The organism is Arthrobacter sp. NQ7 (assembly GCF_029581595.2).
Classification (GTDB): Bacteria; Actinomycetota; Actinomycetes; order Actinomycetales; family Micrococcaceae; genus Arthrobacter; species Arthrobacter phenanthrenivorans_B.
Genome location: NZ_JARFXU020000016.1, coordinates 38,355 through 57,988 on the forward strand (window position 1 = coordinate 38,355; position 19,634 = coordinate 57,988).

15 protein-coding genes are annotated in these 19,634 nt (G+C 64.5%); 7 read left to right on the top strand and 8 right to left on the bottom strand.

Annotated elements, in window-relative coordinates:
* The first annotated feature begins 147 nt into the window (after positions 1–147).
* Together PUN71_RS15935 and PUN71_RS15940 are read left to right on the top strand one after the other, a co-directional pair.
* Complete coding sequence (locus PUN71_RS15935) at positions 148–1,881, top strand: ABC transporter ATP-binding protein (protein WP_277799204.1); 1,734 nt, start codon at positions 148–150, stop codon at positions 1,879–1,881.
* Complete coding sequence (locus PUN71_RS15940; RefSeq protein ID WP_277799205.1) at positions 1,878–3,920, top strand: ABC transporter ATP-binding protein; 2,043 nt, start codon at positions 1,878–1,880, stop codon at positions 3,918–3,920. The genes PUN71_RS15935 and PUN71_RS15940 overlap by 4 nt, the downstream gene beginning before the upstream one ends.
* A gap of 274 nt (positions 3,921–4,194) precedes the next feature.
* Here PUN71_RS15940 and PUN71_RS15945 read toward each other — a convergent pair whose 3' ends face one another.
* The 7 genes from PUN71_RS15945 to PUN71_RS15975 form a co-directional block, all read right to left on the bottom strand.
* A complete protein-coding gene (locus tag PUN71_RS15945) occupies positions 4,195–5,769 on the bottom strand; it encodes a TIGR04141 family sporadically distributed protein (RefSeq protein ID WP_277799206.1) in 1,575 nt (524 codons plus the stop codon).
* Between the two features lie 73 nt (positions 5,770–5,842).
* Complete coding sequence (locus PUN71_RS15950; protein ID WP_277799207.1) at positions 5,843–6,934, bottom strand: type I restriction endonuclease; 1,092 nt, start codon at positions 6,932–6,934, stop codon at positions 5,843–5,845.
* A gap of 233 nt (positions 6,935–7,167) precedes the next feature.
* On the bottom strand, positions 7,168–8,547 hold the full coding sequence (locus PUN71_RS15955; RefSeq protein ID WP_277799208.1) for a DUF3100 domain-containing protein: 1,380 nt from the start codon (positions 8,545–8,547) through the stop codon (positions 7,168–7,170).
* Positions 8,544–9,770, bottom strand: coding sequence for an amidohydrolase (locus PUN71_RS15960; RefSeq protein WP_277799209.1), 1,227 nt, complete (start codon positions 9,768–9,770; stop codon positions 8,544–8,546). Before PUN71_RS15960 ends, PUN71_RS15955 begins: the two co-directional genes overlap by 4 nt.
* Positions 9,771–9,777: 7 nt before the next feature.
* The gene (locus PUN71_RS15965; RefSeq protein WP_277799210.1) at positions 9,778–11,325 is read right to left on the bottom strand and encodes an aldehyde dehydrogenase family protein; all 1,548 of its coding nucleotides are present in this window, start codon (positions 11,323–11,325) and stop codon (positions 9,778–9,780) included.
* A 38-nt stretch (positions 11,326–11,363) separates the two neighbouring features.
* Positions 11,364–12,275, bottom strand: a complete 912-nt coding sequence (locus tag PUN71_RS15970; RefSeq protein WP_277799211.1) for an NAD(P)-dependent oxidoreductase — start codon at positions 12,273–12,275, stop codon at positions 11,364–11,366.
* Positions 12,276–12,313: 38 nt separating this feature from the next.
* On the bottom strand, positions 12,314–13,156 hold the full coding sequence (locus tag PUN71_RS15975; protein WP_277799260.1) for a MurR/RpiR family transcriptional regulator: 843 nt from the start codon (positions 13,154–13,156) through the stop codon (positions 12,314–12,316).
* A 452-nt stretch (positions 13,157–13,608) separates the two neighbouring features.
* On the opposite strand from PUN71_RS15975, the gene PUN71_RS15980 reads away from it, so the two are divergent.
* From PUN71_RS15980 to PUN71_RS15995, 4 genes are all read left to right on the top strand, one after another.
* Positions 13,609–15,054, top strand: a complete 1,446-nt coding sequence (locus tag PUN71_RS15980) for an HNH endonuclease signature motif containing protein (RefSeq protein WP_277799212.1) — start codon at positions 13,609–13,611, stop codon at positions 15,052–15,054.
* Positions 15,055–15,251: 197 nt separating this feature from the next.
* Complete coding sequence (locus tag PUN71_RS15985; RefSeq protein WP_277799213.1) at positions 15,252–16,172, top strand: phosphatidylinositol-specific phospholipase C/glycerophosphodiester phosphodiesterase family protein; 921 nt, start codon at positions 15,252–15,254, stop codon at positions 16,170–16,172.
* Positions 16,173–16,199: 27 nt separating this feature from the next.
* On the top strand, positions 16,200–17,255 hold the full coding sequence (locus PUN71_RS15990; RefSeq protein ID WP_277799214.1) for a hypothetical protein: 1,056 nt from the start codon (positions 16,200–16,202) through the stop codon (positions 17,253–17,255).
* A 177-nt stretch (positions 17,256–17,432) separates the two neighbouring features.
* Complete coding sequence (locus PUN71_RS15995; protein ID WP_277799215.1) at positions 17,433–17,888, top strand: SRPBCC family protein; 456 nt, start codon at positions 17,433–17,435, stop codon at positions 17,886–17,888.
* Between the two features lie 93 nt (positions 17,889–17,981).
* Here the strand turns inward: PUN71_RS15995 and PUN71_RS16000 are convergent, their stop codons facing one another.
* Entirely contained in the window at positions 17,982–18,455 is a 474-nt protein-coding gene (locus PUN71_RS16000) for a GNAT family N-acetyltransferase (protein WP_277799216.1), read from the bottom strand.
* Positions 18,456–18,645: 190 nt separating this feature from the next.
* On the opposite strand from PUN71_RS16000, the gene PUN71_RS16005 reads away from it, so the two are divergent.
* Positions 18,646–19,560, top strand: a complete 915-nt coding sequence (locus tag PUN71_RS16005) for a patatin-like phospholipase family protein (protein WP_277799217.1) — start codon at positions 18,646–18,648, stop codon at positions 19,558–19,560.
* The last annotated feature ends 74 nt before the right edge of the window (positions 19,561–19,634 follow it).

Here is a 19,634-nt window from a genome sequence, read left to right on the forward strand (position 1 = left end):
CTTCGAACCGACGCACATAGAGGCCCGCCGTACGCCGTCAGTGAACCCCGAAACTTCCTCCAGCAACGCCCGGTTAAGTCCCAGTTTCCGGACGTACACTGACCTCGCACCACGTTTTGTGGACACACCGTCAGGTTGGAGCCTGCCTTGCTCTGGAAGTTGCTTGTCGAATACCTGCGGCCGCACCGGCCGCTGCTGGCCGCCGTCGTGGTGTTCCAGCTGGCGCAGTCCATTGCGTCGCTGTACCTGCCCACGCTGAACGCGGACATCATTGACCAGGGGGTGGCCCGGGGCGATACCGGCTACATCCTCTCCACCGGCAGCTTCATGCTGCTCATCACCCTGGTGCAGATCGTGTGTGCGGTGGTGGCTGTGTACTTCGGTGCCAAAGCGGCCATGGGACTGGGCCGGGACCTGCGCGGCGCCATCTTTGAACGCGTGGGCGAGTTCTCCGAACAGGAAGTCACCCGCTTCGGCGCACCCAGCCTGATCACCCGGTCCACCAACGACGTCCAGCAGGTCCAGCAACTGGTGCTCATGTCCGCGACGCTCATGGTGGCAGCCCCGATGCTGAGCATCGGCGGGGTGATCATGGCCATCAGGCAGGACGCCCAGCTGTCCTGGCTCATCGCCGTGTGCGTCCCGGTGCTGCTGATCGCCGTCGGACTCATTGTCACCCGGATGGTGCCGCTGTTCCGCAAGATGCAGGCCCGGATTGATACCGTGAACCGCGTGCTGCGGGAGCAGCTGACGGGCATCCGCGTGGTGCGCGCCTTCGTGCGGGAGGACATGGAAACCGCCCGCTTCGCCCGCGCCAACACCGACGTCACGGACGTGGCCCTCCGCGCCGGACGGCTGATGGCGCTCATGTTCCCCGTAGTAATGCTGGTCCTGAACGTTTCCAGCGTGGCGGTGATCTGGTTCGGCTCGTTCCGGATCGAGGACGGGTCCATGCAGGTGGGCACCCTGATCGCGTTCCTGAGCTACCTGATGCAGATCCTGATGTCCGTCATGATGGCCACCTTCATGGCGGTGATGATTCCGCGCGCGTCGGTGTCCGCGGACCGCATCGGCGAGGTGCTGGGCACCAGCTCCAGCGTGGTGCCGCCCAAGGCGCCGGTCACCAGCGCCGTCCGGCGCGGCGAGCTGGAAATGCGCGACGTCGGATTCGCCTACCCGGGTGCCGACCAGCCCGTCCTGTCCGGGATCAGCTTCACCGCCCGCGCGGGGGAGACGACGGCGATCATCGGCAGCACCGGCTCGGGCAAGACCACCCTGGTGAACCTCATGCCCCGGCTCTTCGATGTCACCTCCGGCGCCGTGCTGATGGACGGCGTGGACGTGCGGGACCTGGACCCGGACCTGCTGTGGGGGCACATTGGCCTGGTGCCGCAGAAGCCTTACCTGTTCTCCGGCACCGTGCGCAGCAACCTGTTGTACGGCAACCCGGACGCCACCGAGGATGAGTTGTGGGACGCGCTGGAGATCGCCCAGGCCCGCGACTTCGTGGAGCAGATGGAGGATGGCCTGGATGCGGCCATCTCCCAGGGCGGCACCAACGTCTCCGGCGGTCAGCGGCAACGGCTGGCCATTGCACGGGCGCTGGTGAAGCGGCCCGAGCTCTACATCTTTGACGATTCGTTCTCGTCCCTGGACACCGGGACGGACGCCCGGCTGCGGCAGGCGCTCAAGCGCAGCACCGCCGGTGCCACCATGGTGATCATCGCCCAGCGCGTGTCCAGCATTACGGACGCGGACCAGATTTTGGTGCTCGACGACGGCAGGATCGTTGCGCACGGCACGCACCATGAGTTGCTGGAGAGTTCGGGGACATACCGTGAGATTGTCTCCTCCCAGCTGGCTGCGGAGGAGACGGTATGAGCCACGGACCCACTCCAGTGCGCGGCGCCAAAGGCGCGCCCGCTGGTACCGCAGGCGGGGGCAAAGCCGGCCAGGCCGACGTCGTACGCATCCCGCGCCCGGCAGGCGGACCCGGAAGGGGCGGACCCTTTGCCGGGATGAATGTCCCGGCCGAGAAGGCAATGAACTTCAGCGGCTCCGCCAAGCGGCTGCTGGCCACCCTGCGGCCGGAACGCGCGTGGCTGATCCTGGTGCTGGTCATGGCCGTGGCGGGTGTGGTGCTGCAGGTCATCGGGCCGCGGCTGCTGGGTGAAGGCACCAACCTGATCTTCGCCGGGGTCGTGTCCAAGCAGCTGCCGCCGGGCATGACGCAGGCGCAGCTGATTGCGATGCTGCGGGCGTCGGGGGAGAACCAGAAGGCAGACATGCTCAGCGCCATGACGCTGACGCCGGGAATGGGGATCGACTTCGGGGCGCTGGCCAGTGTGCTGACGTGGGCGCTGGTCCTGTACGTGCTGGGTTCGGCGTTCATGTGGGGGCAGGCGTATGTGCTGAACGGCGTGGTGCAGCGGACGGTGTTCGGGCTGCGGGAAAAGATCGAGGCGAAGATCAACCGGCTGCCGCTGCGGTACTTCGATTCGATCCAGCGCGGTGAGCTGCTCAGCCGGGTGACCAACGATGTGGACAACATTTCGCAGAGCCTGCAGCAGTCCATCAGCCAGGCGGTGACGTCGCTGCTGACGGTGCTGGGCGTGCTGGTGATGATGTTCATCCTCTCGCCCACGCTCGCCTTGATCGCTCTGGTGACCATCCCGCTGACGCTTGGGATCACTGCGCTGATTGCCAAGCGCTCGCAGAAGCTGTTCGTGCAGCAGTGGAAGAACACGGGTGAGCTTAACGGGCAGATCGAGGAGACGTACACCGGGCATGCGCTGGTGAAGGTGTTCGGCCGGCAGCGTGAGGTGGGGGAGCGGTTCCGGCAGAAGAATGCCGAGCTGTATGACGCGAGCTTCGGTGCGCAGTTCATTTCCGGGCTGATCATGCCGGCCATGACGTTCATCGGGAACCTGGTGTACGTGGGGATCGCCGTGGTGGGCGGCCTGCAGGTGGCGTCCGGTGCGATGCAGCTGGGCGATGTGCAGGCGTTCATCCAGTACTCGCGGCAGTTCACGCAGCCGCTGGCGCAGCTGGGGTCCATGGCGAACCTGCTGCAGTCCGGCGTGGCCTCTGCGGAGCGGGTGTTTGAGCTGCTGGACACGGAGGAACAGACCGCCGATCCCGTGGGAGCTGGGTTGCAGAGCCCGGATGGTGCCGGGCGCGGGCGGCTGGTGTTTGAGGACGTGTCCTTCTCGTACTCGCCGGACAAGCCGCTGATTTCCGGGCTTTCCCTGGTGGCGGAGCCGGGACAGACGGTAGCCATTGTGGGGCCCACCGGGGCGGGCAAGACCACGCTGGTGAACCTGATGATGCGGTTCTACGAGCTCGACGGCGGCCGGATCACGCTGGACGGCGTGGACATCACCACCATGAGCCGGCACGACCTGCGCTCGCGGATGGGGATGGTGCTGCAAGATACGTGGCTGTTCGGCGGGACCATCCGGGACAACATCGCGTACGGGCGGCCGACTGCTTCTTCTTCGGAGGTGCTTGAGGCCGCGCAGGCAACGTATGTGGACCGGTTCGTGAAGTCCCTGCCCGAGGGGTACGACACCGTGCTGGACGACGAAGGCGCGAATGTTTCCGCGGGCGAGAAGCAGCTGCTGACCATTGCCCGGGCTTTCCTGGCACAACCGTCCGTGTTGATCCTGGACGAGGCGACGTCCTCGGTGGATACCCGGACCGAGGTGCTGGTGCAGAAGGCTATGAGCGCACTGCGGTCCGACCGGACGTCCTTTGTGATTGCGCACCGCCTGTCCACGATCCGCGACGCCGACCTCATCCTGGTGATGGAGAACGGGCAGATCGTGGAACAGGGGAACCACGCCTCACTGCTTGCTGCCGGCGGAGCTTACGCGCGGCTGTACGAGGCCCAATTCGCGGCGCCGGTGGCGGAGGTTTAAGACAGCGTCCCTATACCTTGCTCATTCGTCTGACTTTCCTCTCGTCGACGAGTTACCTCGCGGTCTTGACGACCATAAGGATTAGTCGCCGCGTACAGCAACGACCCGCTGTCAACGCATCCAGTCCAACTTCCGCTTGCAGATGGAACAAGGTTCCACCGCTGATGCTAAGACGCATGGGCAACAGACACTAGCGCGCTGCCGGTATTGGCAGGGCCTACTTCTATAGGCGTCGCACAGCAAACGATGCTCCAGCATGGATGAACTGCCCGCATCATGTTTTTTCAATTTTAGCAAGAGCTAGAGTAAAGCCAGCTCGCTCAACGGTCCGCCGACGCTGTATAAGATTGACTTTGCTGAAGAAAAAAAGGACATCGGCAAGAGTGCCAGGCTTGTCTGTGGCAATCGCTAAAACCATCCGTGGTCGTGCTGGCAGTGTTGCAGATCCGAAATGTGCGGCATACTTTTTGTTCACGTGCGCTGCATAGCCAGCGGCGTCCTCGGCGTACAACTCAGCAGAAACGGCAGCCTGGCTGAAAAGGTGTGAAAGAGTAGCGGACGATTCCATCCTTTTGACACAGAGAAAGTCTCCCTTTTGGGTGATTATGTCGGCAATTTCAACTCTCTGGTGAGGGCCGCCAATTGGGAAGTTCTTCTTGTCTAGTAATAACCACTGGTTCTTCTTGGCTGTGTCTTCGTTGTAGGTACCTTCTGCTAGTTCCTTGCCATCTGCACCCTTGCCCCAATCGGGAAGCGTAAGGTCATTTGTAATATCAGATAGGCTATGAACCTGATCATTTACCTTTCTGACATAGTCTTTATCTATTCTAAACCACTGACCGAGGCAAAAAACGTACGTCTGTTTTTCATGAATCACTTCGTACACAAAGTAATCGCGAAGCCTCCTCGAGGTCCGGATGGGGTCTCCTCCAGCATTGTAGGGGGTAATTTTGAGATCATCCAAAGGTTCAGCTTTAGTTGAATCAGATATTTGTTCGAGGATGTCTATAAGGGTTAGATCTTCCAAATTGGCGCGTCGTTTGCGATCGCCAGATATCCGATAGTAGTCGGGTTCCTCGCCGAATATGTCATCGGGAGATGCTACTCCGATTCTGTGCCCTGCCGGCTTCGCAATGGCTTCGCGAAGAAGCTTGATCAAGGGAGCGACTGCCGGGTCGCCCTTCTTGAGTGGGACAAAGTTGTCAAGGTAGGGAAAGTTGGCTTTGTACGCATCGGACTCGAATTTCTTCAATAGCCACGAGAGAACCGTTGGGATCTCCTTCAACTTACTCTTGGTGGTAAGTGCGACAGCTTGAGAACCGCCGAGGCTCTTGACCGCAGAACTGTTGTCACCAACCTTCCCGCGAACGAAGCGAATCATTTCGCGTTCGACGTCGAGATCAAGATCCGCGATGCTGGCTTGGTTCGATGTTTGACTCCGTTGTTGCCTGCTGTTTTCATTCAACGTTCGCACCTGCATCGCTGCAAGCTTGTTGGGATCAACGGCGTTGACCGAAGTGCGTAGTCCGAACTCTGGTTCTAACAGTTCTGCATTGAGAATTGAATGGCCGTGTCCGAAGGACACGGCAAAGAACCGAGAGTCCACTTTGAATAGAAATACAAGACTGTTCGACACATTAACAAGATTTGAAGTATCCACCAGTTCGCCTGCCACCGCGGCCCATGAGGGGGGCTTCTGCCGTCCGGGCACCGACCACGCCTGGAATGGGATGCTTAGCTTCACTTTCGGCTTCAGTTTGGTAGGGCCAAGCGTTCCACTGGGGACGGGTTTCAGCAATTGAGCGAAGTCTGAGACTTCCTTACGGTATAGGTACGCAGATATCTTCATGAAGACTTCCTTGAATACGCAGAGCAGCCTGGTTTCCTGGCAGGAAAAGAAAAACGAGCTTGTTCATTCATCGTCATAGGTAGCTCTTCACCGTGGCCCGGAGTGCTTCCGTGTGCTCGTAGATCTCCTCAAGCGAGTTGATCGGAACTCGAGTTTCGTCCTTGTTGTCGTCGAAGAGACCTATGTACTTCTGTGTCCGGTTGAAGTGCAGCCGGGCAATGGGCTTCCGGTTGTTATCGTCGAGGAGCACTGCGAAGTAAGACTTCGCGTCCCGTTGAGCCACTCGAACTGGCTTTACCTCGCTGCACACGATTGCCCGCACAATCTGGTAGCCTTCGATTTCCTCAAGCGTCGTCTCCAGACCATCGGCTTCTGCAAGGTCCGCTTCTGCGACGGGGGCACTGGTGACAGCGGTTGGCACAGTTGTGTCCTCGGTTTGCGGGAATCCCGGATTGCCCAGGGCCTTCTTCAGCCGTTCGTTAACTTGGTCATTGAGGAATTGCTTGGTGGCTTTCCCGACCAGGGCTGTGAATTGCTCCCGCACTTTTTGCGTGTAGGGCCCGGAATAGACCCTGGCCGTCAGGAACTTGACCCATTCGTCCTCGGGTTCCTTGAACTGACCAGCGAGGGTTCGCTTGAGCTCGCCGATGTACTTCAATTCGCCGGCCGCGCTGATGATTGATTCAAGGTCGAAGACGTCCTTGGACAGCTTCTGGAGTTCGGGGATCAGTGACTGGTCGATATCATTCAGGTCCAGCACAAGGAACGGCTTCGCATCCATACGGTTTGGTGCGTCGAGGTCCGTGAAGAACTGGTAGACCTCGCCGTTCGTCAGGATGGCGATTCGAGCATTTGTGACGGCAAAGTACCGGAAGAGCTGTGAGGCATGCTCGATCTTTACAGGCTCCGTCGACTTCTTGCACTCGATCAGAATCTGGACTTCGCCGTCCTTCACGATGGCATAGTCGATCTTTTCGCCCTTCTTGAGTCCAACGTCGGCGATGAACTCCGGCACGACCTCCAGAGGGTTGAATACGTCGTATCCGAGAATTGTCGAAATGAAGGGCATCACGAAGGCGTTTTTCGTTGCCTCTTCGGTTTGAATAACGCCCCGTTGCTGACGCACTTTTGCCGCCAAAGCAGCAAGCTTCTCCGCAAATTCCATGTCGTACCCCCAGTACTTTCCTGTAACCGGACACCAATATGTGCCCGCCAGCAATTTCAAAGCTGCTGCAGCAAAACCTACATCCGAGGAGCGACATTTACACGCAACCGGCTAATAGCCGTCGTCATGTTGCAGCGTACAAACAAAAGCGGACGACGCCGGGTTCCCACCCGCCGTCGTCCGCTCCGCCCCAGCCGCCCAAGGGCAGCCGCAAGAACCAGCCAGAACCTACCTCAGTGCCACAGCCCCAGCGCGAACTCGGCGATCACCGTAGCCAGCAGGAACGACGCCGTAATCGCCACCAGTCCCACCGGGATGATCTTCCAGCCGATGTTCTTCAGCAGCGGGATGTCCTTGCCCAGGGACAGGCCGGCCAGGGTCAGCATCACCGTGGCGATGGACAGGAAGTCCACGGTCTTGACGGCCGCGTTCAGCGGCTCGGCCGCAAAGAACCACGGGCTGGAGATGTACGCGCCGATGGTGGTGATGAACACGATCGCCGAGATCTTCCGGGTGACCTTCGCCAGCGCGATGCCCACCAGGACCAGCGCCAGCAGGACCACATATCCCAGCACGATGGTCAGGCTGAACCCCTTCGCCGCGATGGAGGCCGTGCCAATGCCAAGAACAGTGAGTACGGACAGTGAGAGCCACAGCGGGAGCTTGATCGCCGCGGAGGACTCGGCCACCCGCTCCCGGAACCGCCGGTTCTCCTCAGCCTGTGCGGTTTCGCGCTCGGCATCGGCGGCGGAAAGAGAGGCAGAGCCACTAGCACCAGCACCGGCGGCAACCACCTGGCGGTTCTGCTGCTTCCGCGTCAGCACCCGGTAGAACTTGTCCGCCAGCGGCAGCGACACATAGATGCCCACGTACACACCGAGCACCGTGGTGATCAGGTTGGACACGGCCGCCATGCCCAGGATGGCGTCCTGGTCGCCTGGATAGGCGGCGGTGATGCTCGCAACCGACGCGGCCATCATCGAACCGGACCCCACACCCGCGCCCATCGCCAGCGCCAGCGGATCGAAGATCTTCCAGTTGGCCACCAGCGACGTCAGCAGCGTGATGAACACGGCGCCAAACAGGGTCCCGAACACGTACATGGCCAGCACGCCGCGGTACTGGTCCGAGTCCGGCCCGTACTTCTCGGACACCATCGCGAAGGACGGCTCACGGTCCAGCGAGAACGTGGCACCCACGGTGGCCTTGCCCATCCGCAGCAGCACGGCCAGCGGCAGCGCCAGCACGATGGTGCCCAGCAGGTGGCCCACCTCCTGCAGCAGCAGCGCCGGGCCGGCCTTCAGCAGCGTGGGCAGGCTCGGGCCGATGTTGAACGCCAGTCGCGCCACCAGCAGCAGCACTGCCACGCCCACCAAGGCAGCCGCAACCCTCTGCAGGTCGATGCCCAGTGGCTTGAACTTCTGGATGGACACCAGCAGGCCCAGGATCAGGCCCCACACCATGGGGAAAATGATGATGGAACCGATGCCCAGATCGATCTTCGCCTGCCCAATGAACTGCACGGCGAGGGCGATCACGAACGCCAGCGCGGCGACGGGTATGGTCAGCCTGGTGCCGGCCGTGTCGGTCCGGGCTGCTTTGACAGTGCTCATGATGCGCCTTCCTGGGTGAAAGTACGACGGCGGTACGCCGCTTGGGTGAAGCGTTGACGTTGGGTGGGGGTTGAGGCGGCCGCGGCGACGGTCCAGGCCAGCGCGGAGCCCGCCTCGAACATCACCCCGTACGCTTGGGGACTGTCCGCCAGTGCGGCGAACGCGTGCGAATGGATGGGAACGTCTGCACCCGGAATGCTCAGCCACGGGTGCAGGGACGGGATGACCTGGGAAATGTTGCCCATGTCCGTGGAACCGCCGCTAAGCCCGGCGGCCGGGGAGGTGTCTTTGCCGAAGGCACCCATCGCCGAGGTCCAGTGCGCTGCCAGGTCGTCATCCTGGATCAGCGGCTCATACAGCGGTTCAGTGTCCTCAAAGGCCAGCGTGGTTCCAGTGGCAAGGGCGGCCCCTTCAAAGCAGCGGCGCACCCGCACCAGCAGCGCCTCGAATTCGCGCAGGGTGAAGGCACGGCACTCGAACTCCACCACGGCCTTCTCCGGGATGATGTTGGTGACGTGCCCGGCCTCGGCCACAAAGCAGGCAATCCGGTGGTCGGACGGGATCTGCTGGCGCAGCAGGCCGATCGCCACCTGGCTCAGCACCGCCGCATCGGCGGCGTTCACGCCCATGTGCGGGGCGGCCGCCGCGTGGGCCGCCTTGCCGGTGAACGTGGCCTTGTACCGGCCAACCGCCTGGGCGCTGGTGCCGGCGGGGTTGTAGGTGACCCCGTCGTGGACGGGGTGGACCATCAACGCCAGCCCCACGCCGTCGAACGCTCCCTGCTCCAGCATCAGCGCCTTGCCGCCGCCGTGCTCCTCCGCCGGGGTGCCGATGGCCTTGAGCGTGATGCCAAGTTCGTCCACGTACGGCTGCAGCGCCAGGGCCGCAGCCACGGACGCGCCGGCGATCAGGTTGTGCCCGCAGGCGTGGCCGATACCAGGCAGCGCGTCGTACTCCACGCACAGCGCCACCACCAGGTCACCGCTGCCTGCGGTCGCCGTAAACGCCGTGGGCAGGCCGCTGGTGCCGTGCTCCACCTCGAAGCCGCCCTCGGCCAGCAGCGCGGTGATGGCCTCCGCGGACTTCACCTCCTCGAAGGAGACTTCCTTGAAACCGTGGATGTCCTTGGCCAGCGCCTCCACCTTGGGTTTCCAGCGTTCGACGCCGTCCGCCAGGGCAGTGCGCAGCGCACCGGCCGCGGGGGTTGTGTCAGTCGTTTCCATGGGTCTCCTAGTAGGACAAGGACGGGAAGGGGGAACCGGCGGCGCGTGTGGGAACCCAGACGGCCTTGGTCTGCGTGTACTCGTCCAGGACGCCCGGGCCGGAGGAACGGCCATGGCCGGAATCGCCGAACCCGCCGAACGGTACCGCCACGTGGATGGTCTTGTACGAGTTGATCCAGAACGTTCCAGCCTTGACCTCGCGGGCCACGTGGTGCGCGCGGGACACGTCCGAGGTCCATACCGCGCCGGCCAGGCCGAAGCTGGTGTTGTTGGCCCGGGCAATGGCCTCAGCCTCGGTATCGAACGCGTCGGCGCCCACCACCGGGCCAAAGACCTCGGTGGTTTCCAGCCGGTTCTGCGGGGTGACGCCGTCCAGCAGCGTGGGCATCACCCAGTGACCGCCCTTCAGGGCTGAGCCGCTCAGCGACTCCGGCAAGGTGGACCCGGTCAGGCGCCGGCCGCCGTCGTCCATACCCGCCTCGATCAGGCCGGTGACGGTGGCGAACTGCTGCGGCGTGATGATGGGGCCTACTTCGGTGTCCGCGCTGAGGGGATCGCCCACGCGGAGCTTTGCGGCCTTGGCGGCGACCATTTCCACGAATTCCGCGTGCACGCTGCGCTCCACCAGAAGCCGGGACCCGGCCACGCAGGACTGGCCGGCGCCGGAGAAGATGGCGGAGATGGCTCCCTCTGCGGCGCGCTCCAAATCGGCGTCGGCGAAGACGATGTTGGCGCTCTTGCCGCCGAGTTCCAGCAGGGCCGGGATGCCGGCCTGGGCCGCGGCCACGGCGACGCGGCGCCCTGTGGGGACGGAGCCGATGAAGCTGACTTTGCCCACGCGCTGGTCCGTGGTCAGTGCCGCGCCGACCGTCTGGCCCAGCCCTGCGGCCACGTTGAAGACGCCGGCCGGCAGGCCTGCTTCATGGGCGATCTGGGCGAGCCGGACCGAGGACGCCGGGGTGAATTCGCTGGGCTTGATGATCACGGCGTTGCCCGCGGCGAGCGGAGCGGCGGAGTTCCAGCCGGCCGTGAACATCGGTGCGTTCCAAGGGGTGATGGCGACGACGACGCCCCATGGCACGCGCTCGGTGTACGTGTGCCAGTTGCCCGGGACGGGGATGGTCTGCCCAGTGAGCTTGTCCGCCCAGCCGGCGTAGTAACCGAACATCTCGGCCACCTTTGCGGCTTCTGCCCGGGCATCGCGGATGGGCTTGCCGGTGGTGGCAGATTCGAGGATGGCCAGTTCCTCGGCGTGCTGCTCCACGGCGCGGCTGACGTTGCGCAGGATGGCGGCCCGCTCGAAACCGCTCAGTGCGCCCCAAACCCGGGCGCCCGCCGTCGAACTTTCCAGGATGGCGTTGGCACCCTCAGCGCCGGGGTCCGCGTAGGTGGCGAAGGTTTCGCCGGTGGCCGCGGCGGTGAGCGTGATGCCTTCGCCGCTGCCGGTGGCGACGCGGCCGTCAACGAAGGCGCCGAGGCCACTGGGGAAGGCGGCGTCCAGGGCGTCCTTTGCGGTGGCCGCGGAGGAGGAGGTGGGTGCTGTGGTGATACTCAAGGTGTTGTTTCCTTTGGGGGATTCTGGCGCGGGAAGCTTCAGGCGGCGGTTGTGGATTCGGGGGCGCCGGCCGGGGTGATGGCGGGGGCCACGGTGCGGGCGATTTCGGTGAAGTCGGCCCTTGGTCCGAGGACGGCCAGGGCGTCCTGCCACTGGCTGGCGACGGCGGCCAGGAGCGCTGGCTTCTCGCCGATCTGCTCCGCGACATCCACGGCGAGGGCGGCATCGCGGGCCATCAGGCCCATCGAGAAGCCGGAATCGTGGCTGCCGGTGAGCACCCAGTTGGGGTACATGGCGGCGGAGACCTTGCTGCCGCCGGAGGCGCCGCTGATGCTGGCTGCTGCGGTGGCGGGGTCGATGCCATAGGCCTTGGCGACGCCCAGCGCTTCGCCCACAGAGGCGAGGTTGGCGGCAGCAAGGACGTTGTTGAGGAGCTTGACCACGTTGCCGCTGCCGGGGCCGCCGATGTGGCTGTAGTTGCCGCCGGTGAGTGCCAGTAGGACTGGTTCAGCGGCCTTGAGCGCTGCGTCGGTGGCGCCAACGAAGGCGCTGAGGCTGCCGGTTGCTGCGCCGTCGCGGCCGCCGGAGACCGGGGCGTCGATGAACGCCGCCCCATGGGCTTCCGCGAGTTCGGCCATGCGCTTGCTGGTGGCGGGTTCGGAGGTGGTGGTGTCAATGATGGCGACAGTGCCCGGTTCTGCCAGCAGGTGCGGAACGGTGGTTTCCACGATGCTGGCGGCTGGCAGGGAGAGAACGACGTAGGGGGTCCCGGCGACGCTCGCCAGTGTGTCGGTGGTGCTGATGCCGGCTTCTTTTGCCGTGGCCCGTGCGGATTCCGAGGGGTCGAAGCCGGTGACGTCCCAGCCTGCCTTGTGCAGGGTGGCGGCCATGGCGCCGCCCATGGCGCCGAGGCCGATCACGGCAACGCGGCGATTGTGTGGTTCGTGCATGTGGGGTACTCCTGGGTGGATATTGAAGGTTTGCGGTCTTAGTCGAGGTAGATGTCCAGGTCTTTCCAGAGCTGCTGGGTGCGGCGGATGGTGGCCCGGCTGCGCTCCGGATGCGCTGCCTCCATGCCGGCGAGCAGGCCGTAGACCAGGGAGTTCGCGGCGGTGACGGACTGGAAGAAGGAGATGCCTTCGGAGGCCACCACCAGGAGATGGTCCGCGGCGGTGGCCAGGCGGCCGCGGCGCAGGTCGCTGATGGCGATGACGGTGGCGCCTGCCTGTTTGGCGGCTTCGGCGGCAATGATGATCTGCTTCACCGAGCGCCACATGTTGATGACCACCAGGACATCGCCGGGACCCAGGCTGTTGGTGCTTGAGGCCAGGTGCGGGCCGGCACGGTTTTCCAGGCTGATGGGATAGCCCATGGTGGAACCCAGGTGGGCCATGACGCTCGCGGGCCCGGCAAAGGAGCCAATTCCGACGACGGTAATGGACTTTGCTGCCGCCAGCGCGGCGATGGCGGCCTCGGCTTCCTCCGGGGTGTTGGAGTCGAGCGTTAGGCGGAGGTTTTCAATGTCGTGGTTGATGGCCTCGTACAGCGGGCTGCGGGTTTCGCCGTGCTCTGTGAGCGTGTCTTCGGTGGAGATCATCACTAGGTAGCGGGAGCGGAGTTCGCGCTGCAGGTCGGGCCAGCCCCGGTAGCCCAAGTGCTGGGCCGTTCGCACCACAGACGAATTGTTCACGTCCGCGCGCTGGGCGATCTCGGCAATGTCCGCGTACGAGGACAGCTGCGGGTTCCGGCGAATGACCTCCACCACCCGGCTTTGGGCCTTGGTGAGCGGAACATCGGGCAGAGCGTCCCCGAGCCAGGCGTGGGAGCTGATATCGGAGCCGCTGCGTTCGCTTTCGGCGCCGCGCTCTTGTGCCGGCCGTGCTGCCTGGTCTGCTGTCTGCTCTGCTGCCTGGTCTGCGGAAGCGCTGGGGTTCACGGTGGACCTATTCTGTAACGCAGATCACTCTGCAAGTGCAATTGCATCTAATCTACTCTGCAATTTTGTTTGCGAAAAGGGTTTTGAGTTTCCAGAATGTAAAACCTGGTTGCGGCAGTCCTCCAGCCCGCAGCCGCTCCTGCCGCAGCCCCATCCCGCCCACCTGCCCATCTGCCCGACCCGGCCGCAGCCCACCCTGCCCACCTGCCCGCTTCCTCTCAGCCCGGCACCCGCAGCCCCGCCCGGGCCCGCAGCCTCGCCAGCAGCCGACCAGCCCGGTAGCGGTTCGGTCCGGGACGGCTGGGTGCCGGAAGCAAAATGTCAGACCCTCCTGCCAAGCTTTGGGTATGGAAACCTGGGCGGTGGTGGATGCAGGAGGCAGCGCCGGACTGCCCGCTGTCGTTACGTCCATAAGGAGGCTGGCGGACGAGCTGATTGACGTCCTTGGCCCGTCTTCAGGAGATTCGGACGGCGATCACCGTGATGTTTACGATCCACTGGGCCACCTTGCTGATTCGTGCCTGGACGGTCTGGGTGTTGTGGCCCGGATCGAGGCCGCCACTGCGGCCGTCAAAGTGCGCCTGCTCGCCGGGTATGCGGAGGCAGCCGCTGCCATGGAGGGACCGGCGGACAGCGCATATGAGTCCTCAGCACGCGAGATGAGCCTGGTGGCGGAAGTCGCCTGCGTCCTGACTGTTGGGGAGCGTGCCGCGGCGGCACTGCTGGGTGAGGCGCACGCGCTGACCACAACGTTGCCCGCGGCACTGGATGCGTTGCAGTCGGGAAAGATTTCCTGGCAGCACGCCCGGATCATCGTCGATGAAACCACCGGCCTGGACAAGGCCGCCGCCTCCGCGCTGGAGGCGCATTTTCTGGACCCGGAGGCTCCGAATGCGGCCAGGGGTGCCGCGGCAGGGGAGCTGGCGCCGGCCCGGTTTAGGCGGAAGGTACGGGTCTGGCGGGAACGCCATCAACCCGAATCCCTTGAGATCAGGCACATGAGGTCCGTGGAAGACCGGCGGATGGAATACTCTCCGGACCGCAACGGCATGGCATGGGTCTCGCTCTATATGCCTGCGGAAAAGGCCTGCGCCATTTGGAACAAGGCCACAGCCCTGGCGCGTGGACTGCAGGGACCGGAAGAACCGCGGACCCTCACCCAAATCAGGGTCGACGAGGCCGCCAGATTGTTGCTTGGCACCCCAGGCGGGAATGCCGGGGCCGGGCCATCCCTCACAGCGGACGTCCTGGTCACAGTGCCGGTCTTCTCCCTCTTGGGCGCCACGGATGAACCCGCGGACCTTGACAACTACGGACCCATCCCGGCATCGATGGCTCGCAAACTCGTCGCGGAAGGTGCCGGTTCCTTCTACCGGGTATTGGTGGACCCGCGGGACGGGGCGCCGCTGGAAATCGGCCGCACGAGCTACCGGCTTCCGGAAACCTTGAAGCGGTGGCTGCGGGTGCGCGATGGAAAGTGCACCTTTCCCGGCTGCAGCAATCCGAGCCAGGACAATGAGGCGGACCACCTCACGGCTTGGCAGCACGGAGGCGCCACGGGGATCAGCAACCTGGGTCAGTTGTGTCCCAAGCATCACCGGCTCAAGCACCGGACCCGCTGGGGTCCGGGACCTGCGGCCAGGAATGAACCGCCCGGCTGGGTCTCGCCGTCGGGCCGCAAGTACAACGCCGAACGAGCGGACCGGGAACCAACGCTCTGGCCTCCAGGGTGCCTCCCGAACGGAAACAGCCCGTTGGAGACACTCATCGTTGATTTTCTGGTTGCCTCGTAACCGTCCCACTGGGCCCGGGCGCAGCAAACCGCTGCTGTGCCCGGGCATGCGGGGAGGTCTCGCGCTTCCAGTGCCGTTCACCAGCCGTCAACCAGCAGGCCCCACAGCGTTTCGGCAGACCCAGCAGTCTTTTCACGCACCCTCCCGCCCGGCACCCCCAGCCTGGACGGTCATCCCCAAGGCACCAGGAGTCTTCCGTGTTCGTGAAAAGAACCTTCGCCGCTGTCGCCGCCCTCGCCTTCCTGGCCGGGACAGCCGCCGCCCCAGCCCAGGCGCAGACGCAAGTGAAAGCCCACACCCAGGCCCACACCAATGCACAAACCCAGGCCCCGGCTGAGGCACCCAAGCCGGCTCCCGTCGTCGTCGGCCAACCCCTCGCCGGAACGCACGCCCACAACGATTACGAGCACGACCGCCCCCTGTACGACGCGCTGGAACACGGCTTCACCAGTGTTGAGGCGGACGTATGGCTGGTGGATGGCGAGCTGCGCGTGGCGCACGACCTGGCGGATGCCAAGCAGGGTGAAACCCTGGAAAGCCTCTACCTTGACCCGCTCCAGGACCTGGTCCGCAGCACGCCCGGGCACAGCGTCTATCCGCAGTGGGACGGCAGCCTGCAGCTCCTCATTGACATCAAGAGCGAGGGCGAGGCCACCTACGCCGCCGTCGAGCAGGAACTGGCCGAACACCGGGACATCATGAGCCGCTACACCAACGGCAACGTCAAAACCGGCCCGGTCACCGCGGTGATCAGCGGCAACCGCCCGCTGGCCACCATGCAGGCACAGGCCCAGCGCTCCAGCTTCTACGACGGCCGCTCCACCGACCTCACCTCCGGACTGCCCGCAGCCCTGATGCCGCTGGTCAGCGACAACTGGACCAAGCTCTTCACCTGGCAGGGCGTCGGACCCATGCCCGAGGCCGAGCGCGCCAAACTCCGCGCCTTCGTGGCCACGGCCCACGCCAACGGCTACCGGGTCCGCTTCTGGGCCACCCCGGACCAGCCCGGCGCCGCCCGCGATGCCGTCTGGACCGAGCTCGCCAATGCAGGCGTGGACCACATCAATACCGACGACCTCGCCGGCCTCCAGCAGTTCCTCACCGCCCGCGCAGCCTAGGCAACCAGCAGAAACAGGAGCAATCCCATGCCCTCTAAGATCGTGAAAACCACGACGGCGGCACTCACCCTGGCGCTTGGCCTCCTTGCGTCCCAGCCTGCCTTCGCCCAAACAGCACAAGCGGACAGCACCAGCAACGACAACCAGGCGTTCACCTTCGCCGCCATCGGCGACATTCCCTACGGGGCAGCGGAAATCGCCAAGTTCCCATCCAGGATCCAGGACCTGAATGCGGACAAGGACCTGGCGTTTGTAGCACACGTGGGCGATATCAAGAACGGTTCCTCCGTGTGCTCGGACGAGTACTTCTCCTCCATCCGCGCCCAGTTCGACACCTTCACCCATCCTCTGGTCTACACACCCGGCGACAACGAGTGGGTGGACTGCCACCGGACCAACAATGGCGCCTACAACCCGCTGGAGCGCCTCGACAAGCTCCGGGAAGTCTTCTTCAACCAGCCCGGCAAAACCCTTGGTGCCACCATGCCCGTGAAGAGCCAGGAGAACCTGGGACTCCCGGAGGACGTCAGCTTCACCAGGAACCGGGTGGCCTTCTCCGTGCTCAACGTCCAGGGCAGCAACAACTCCCTCCTGCCATGGACGGGCCTGGGCAAGACGGCGCCCACCCCGGAGCAGTTGGCGGAGGTGGACTACCGGACGGATGCGGTCATCGCCCAGATCCGCCAGACCTTCGCCGATGCGCGGCGCAGCAATGACCGGGCCGTGGTCCTTCTGCAGCAGGCGGACATGTTCGACCCCTCGCTGCTCGAGGCAGCGACCGCCAACCCGGACACGGTCTCCGGTTTTCGCCGGATCGTGCAGGCCATCGTCGAAGAGACCAACCGCTTCGACGCCCCGGTCTACCTGGTGAACGGCGACAGCCACGTCTTCGCGGAGAACCAGCCCCTCGCCGCGGGCTCACCCTGGCTGGGGATCTACGGTTCGCCGGCTGCGGACAATCTGCAGCGCATCACCGTGGACGGCGCCAACAATGCCGTGGACTATGTCCGTTTCACGGTCGCCGGCAATGGCGCCACAGGCGGCGACGTGCTGAGCTGGGAAAAGGTCCCCTTCAGCCAGTAGGCACGCAGGGGAAGCGGACGACGGCGGGTGCCCACCCGCCGTCGTACGCTGCGGATTTTTGGGTCTGGACACGGGTGGCCGCCGGATCTATGGTGCAAACGTGGCGGCTGCCTGACTGGCAGGATGGCAAGCTCTGCCGGTCCGCTGTTGCGGCCGTCCATCATGAGGAGGCAGCAAATGGCACACGTTGAAGAGGTTGAGGAGACCGTTGAAGTGGCTGTCCCGGTGCGGACGGCCTACAACCAGTGGACCCAGTTCGAATCCTTCCCGCAGTTCATGTCCGGCGTTGAGTCGATCACCCAGCTGACGGATACCACCAACCACTGGGTCACCAACGTGGGCGGCGCGAAGCGGGAGTTCGACACTGAAATCGTCGACCAGGAGCCGGATGACAGGATCGCCTGGCGCAGCACCGACGGCAAGTCGCACGCCGGCATCATCAGGTTCACGCCGATGGATGCCAACCACACCAAGGTCAAAGTGCACTTCGAATGGACTCCGGAAAACGCCACGGAAAAGGTAGGCGCGGCCCTGAAGATCGACGAGATGCAGGTCAAGGCCGACATGCGCAGGTTCAAGGAATTCATCGAATCGCGCGGCACGGAAACCGGTGGCTGGCGCGGCGACGTCTAGCAAAGAAGTACAGGAAATCGATCCAGGAAGCGGACGACGGCGGGTGCGCACCCGCCGTCGTCCGCTTTCCTTGGGTGCCTGGCAGGTGCCTTGCTAGAGGCGGAGCTCCATGAAGACGCTGTTGGGGTCCGGCACGTAGTCGGCGAAGGGCGGGCATTCGGTGAAGCCGTGGCGGGCGTAGAGGCGGCGCGCGGGTGCGAAGTAGTCCTCGGTGCCCGTTTCCAGGCAGACCCGGCGCAGGTTCCTTGCCCTTGCATCGTCGAGGATGTGCCGGAGCATGCGGGTGGCCACGCCGCGGCCCCGGGCGGCTTCTGTGGTGCGCATGGACTTGAGTTCGCCAACTGTTGCCTGGCCTGCGGGGGAGTCCAGAAGCTTCAGGGCGCCGCAACCCAGCAGGCCGCCGTCCTCCCGGGCCGTCCAGAACGTGATTGAGGGTGCGGACAGCGCTGAATGGTCCAAGGCGTGGACGCTTTCGGCCGGCGAGGTGGCAAACATGTCCGCAAGGTGTTCATGGAGGAGCTGCTGGACATCGCTGCGTGCGGGGTCGTCCCGGTCAATGGAAATCATCGCCCCCAAATGTACCCGTTGCGCGCGGCTGGCCGGTGTGCCATGATTCCCGTGATCGTGACCCGTCCTCAGGAGGTGAGACCCATGAAAGCTGTATCCGTAATGGGTGCTCCCTCGCAGCCCACGATCACGCGGCTGAACTAGTCGCCGCCGGGAGCGCCGCACAGGCAATTCGCGAAAGGCGACTCCCATGAATCCAACACCTTCTTCCATCCCGCAATCCGTGCCGGCCTCCCGCCGCGCCCTCGTCCTCGGCGGCGGCGGATCAACAGGCAATGCATGGCTGATCGGCGTGCTGGCCGGCCTGGCCGATGCCGGGCTGGACGTGGCCACTGCCGATCTGGTCATCGGAACCTCCGCCGGATCCACCGCGGCGGCCCAAATTTCCGGCGCCGCACCGGCGGACCTGTACGCCGCCGTCGTTGACGCCGCGCCTCAGCAGCGAACGGCTCCGGCCGTGGCAGCCGGTGGGGTCCCCGCCGCCAGGCCGGTGTCCGACCACCTTGAGCGGACCGGCCGGATCATCGCCTCTGCTGAAGACCCAGCCGACATGCGCCGCCGGATGGGTGCCCTGGCGCTGGACCTTGCTGCCGGATACGACGCCTCGGGGCGGTGGCGTGCCACCGTGGCGGCCCGATTGCCTGCAGCGTCCTGGCCGGAGCATGACCTGCTCATCACCGCCGTCGACGCACACACCGGCGAGCCTGCGGTGTTTCACCGCGACGGCGGCATCGACCTGGTGGATGCGGTTGCCGCCAGCTGTTCCAGTGGTTCGGCCTACCGGATCGGTGCCAACAGCTATATCGACGGCGGCTACCGGCGCAACGAGAACGCGGACCTGGCCGCCGGTTGTGGGCGCGTCCTGGTGCTGTCGCCCTTTGGCGGCAGGACGCGGATGCCGCTGGAGTGGGGCATGCAGCTTGCGGCGCAGGTCGTGGAGTTGCGGGCGGGCGGGAGCATGGTGGAAACAGTGTTCCCGGCGGGAGACGCCGAGTACATGTTCGGCGCCAACGCCATGGACCTGTCCCTGCGTCCGGCCGCCGCCCAGGCGGGGTACAACCAGGGGAAAGGCCTGGCGGGAAAGCTCGCGGAATTCTGGCGCTGACTGCCTGGGAAGTAGGGAAGCGAAAGCAGCGGGAAGCCAGGCAGAGCACACGAAGGAGGCGGACGGCGCCGGGG

What these genes read in the sequence shown, in the direction of transcription:
- PUN71_RS15950 (WP_277799207.1), bottom strand. Translation starts at nt 6,934, where the DNA reads ATGGAATTTGCGGAGAAGCTTGCTGCTTTGGCGGCAAAAGTGCGTCAG.
- PUN71_RS15955 (WP_277799208.1), bottom strand. Translation starts at nt 8,547, where the DNA reads ATGAGCACTGTCAAAGCAGCCCGGACCGACACGGCCGGCACCAGGCTG.
- PUN71_RS15945 (WP_277799206.1), bottom strand. Translation starts at nt 5,769, where the DNA reads ATGAAGATATCTGCGTACCTATACCGTAAGGAAGTCTCAGACTTCGCT.
- PUN71_RS16000 (WP_277799216.1), bottom strand. Translation starts at nt 18,455, where the DNA reads ATGATTTCCATTGACCGGGACGACCCCGCACGCAGCGATGTCCAGCAG.
- PUN71_RS15970 (WP_277799211.1), bottom strand. Translation starts at nt 12,275, where the DNA reads ATGCACGAACCACACAATCGCCGCGTTGCCGTGATCGGCCTCGGCGCC.
- PUN71_RS15940 (WP_277799205.1), top strand. Translation starts at nt 1,878, where the DNA reads ATGAGCCACGGACCCACTCCAGTGCGCGGCGCCAAAGGCGCGCCCGCT.
- PUN71_RS15980 (WP_277799212.1), top strand. Translation starts at nt 13,609, where the DNA reads ATGGAAACCTGGGCGGTGGTGGATGCAGGAGGCAGCGCCGGACTGCCC.
- PUN71_RS16005 (WP_277799217.1), top strand. Translation starts at nt 18,646, where the DNA reads ATGAATCCAACACCTTCTTCCATCCCGCAATCCGTGCCGGCCTCCCGC.
- PUN71_RS15995 (WP_277799215.1), top strand. Translation starts at nt 17,433, where the DNA reads ATGGCACACGTTGAAGAGGTTGAGGAGACCGTTGAAGTGGCTGTCCCG.
- PUN71_RS15990 (WP_277799214.1), top strand. Translation starts at nt 16,200, where the DNA reads ATGCCCTCTAAGATCGTGAAAACCACGACGGCGGCACTCACCCTGGCG.
- PUN71_RS15960 (WP_277799209.1), bottom strand. Translation starts at nt 9,770, where the DNA reads ATGGAAACGACTGACACAACCCCCGCGGCCGGTGCGCTGCGCACTGCC.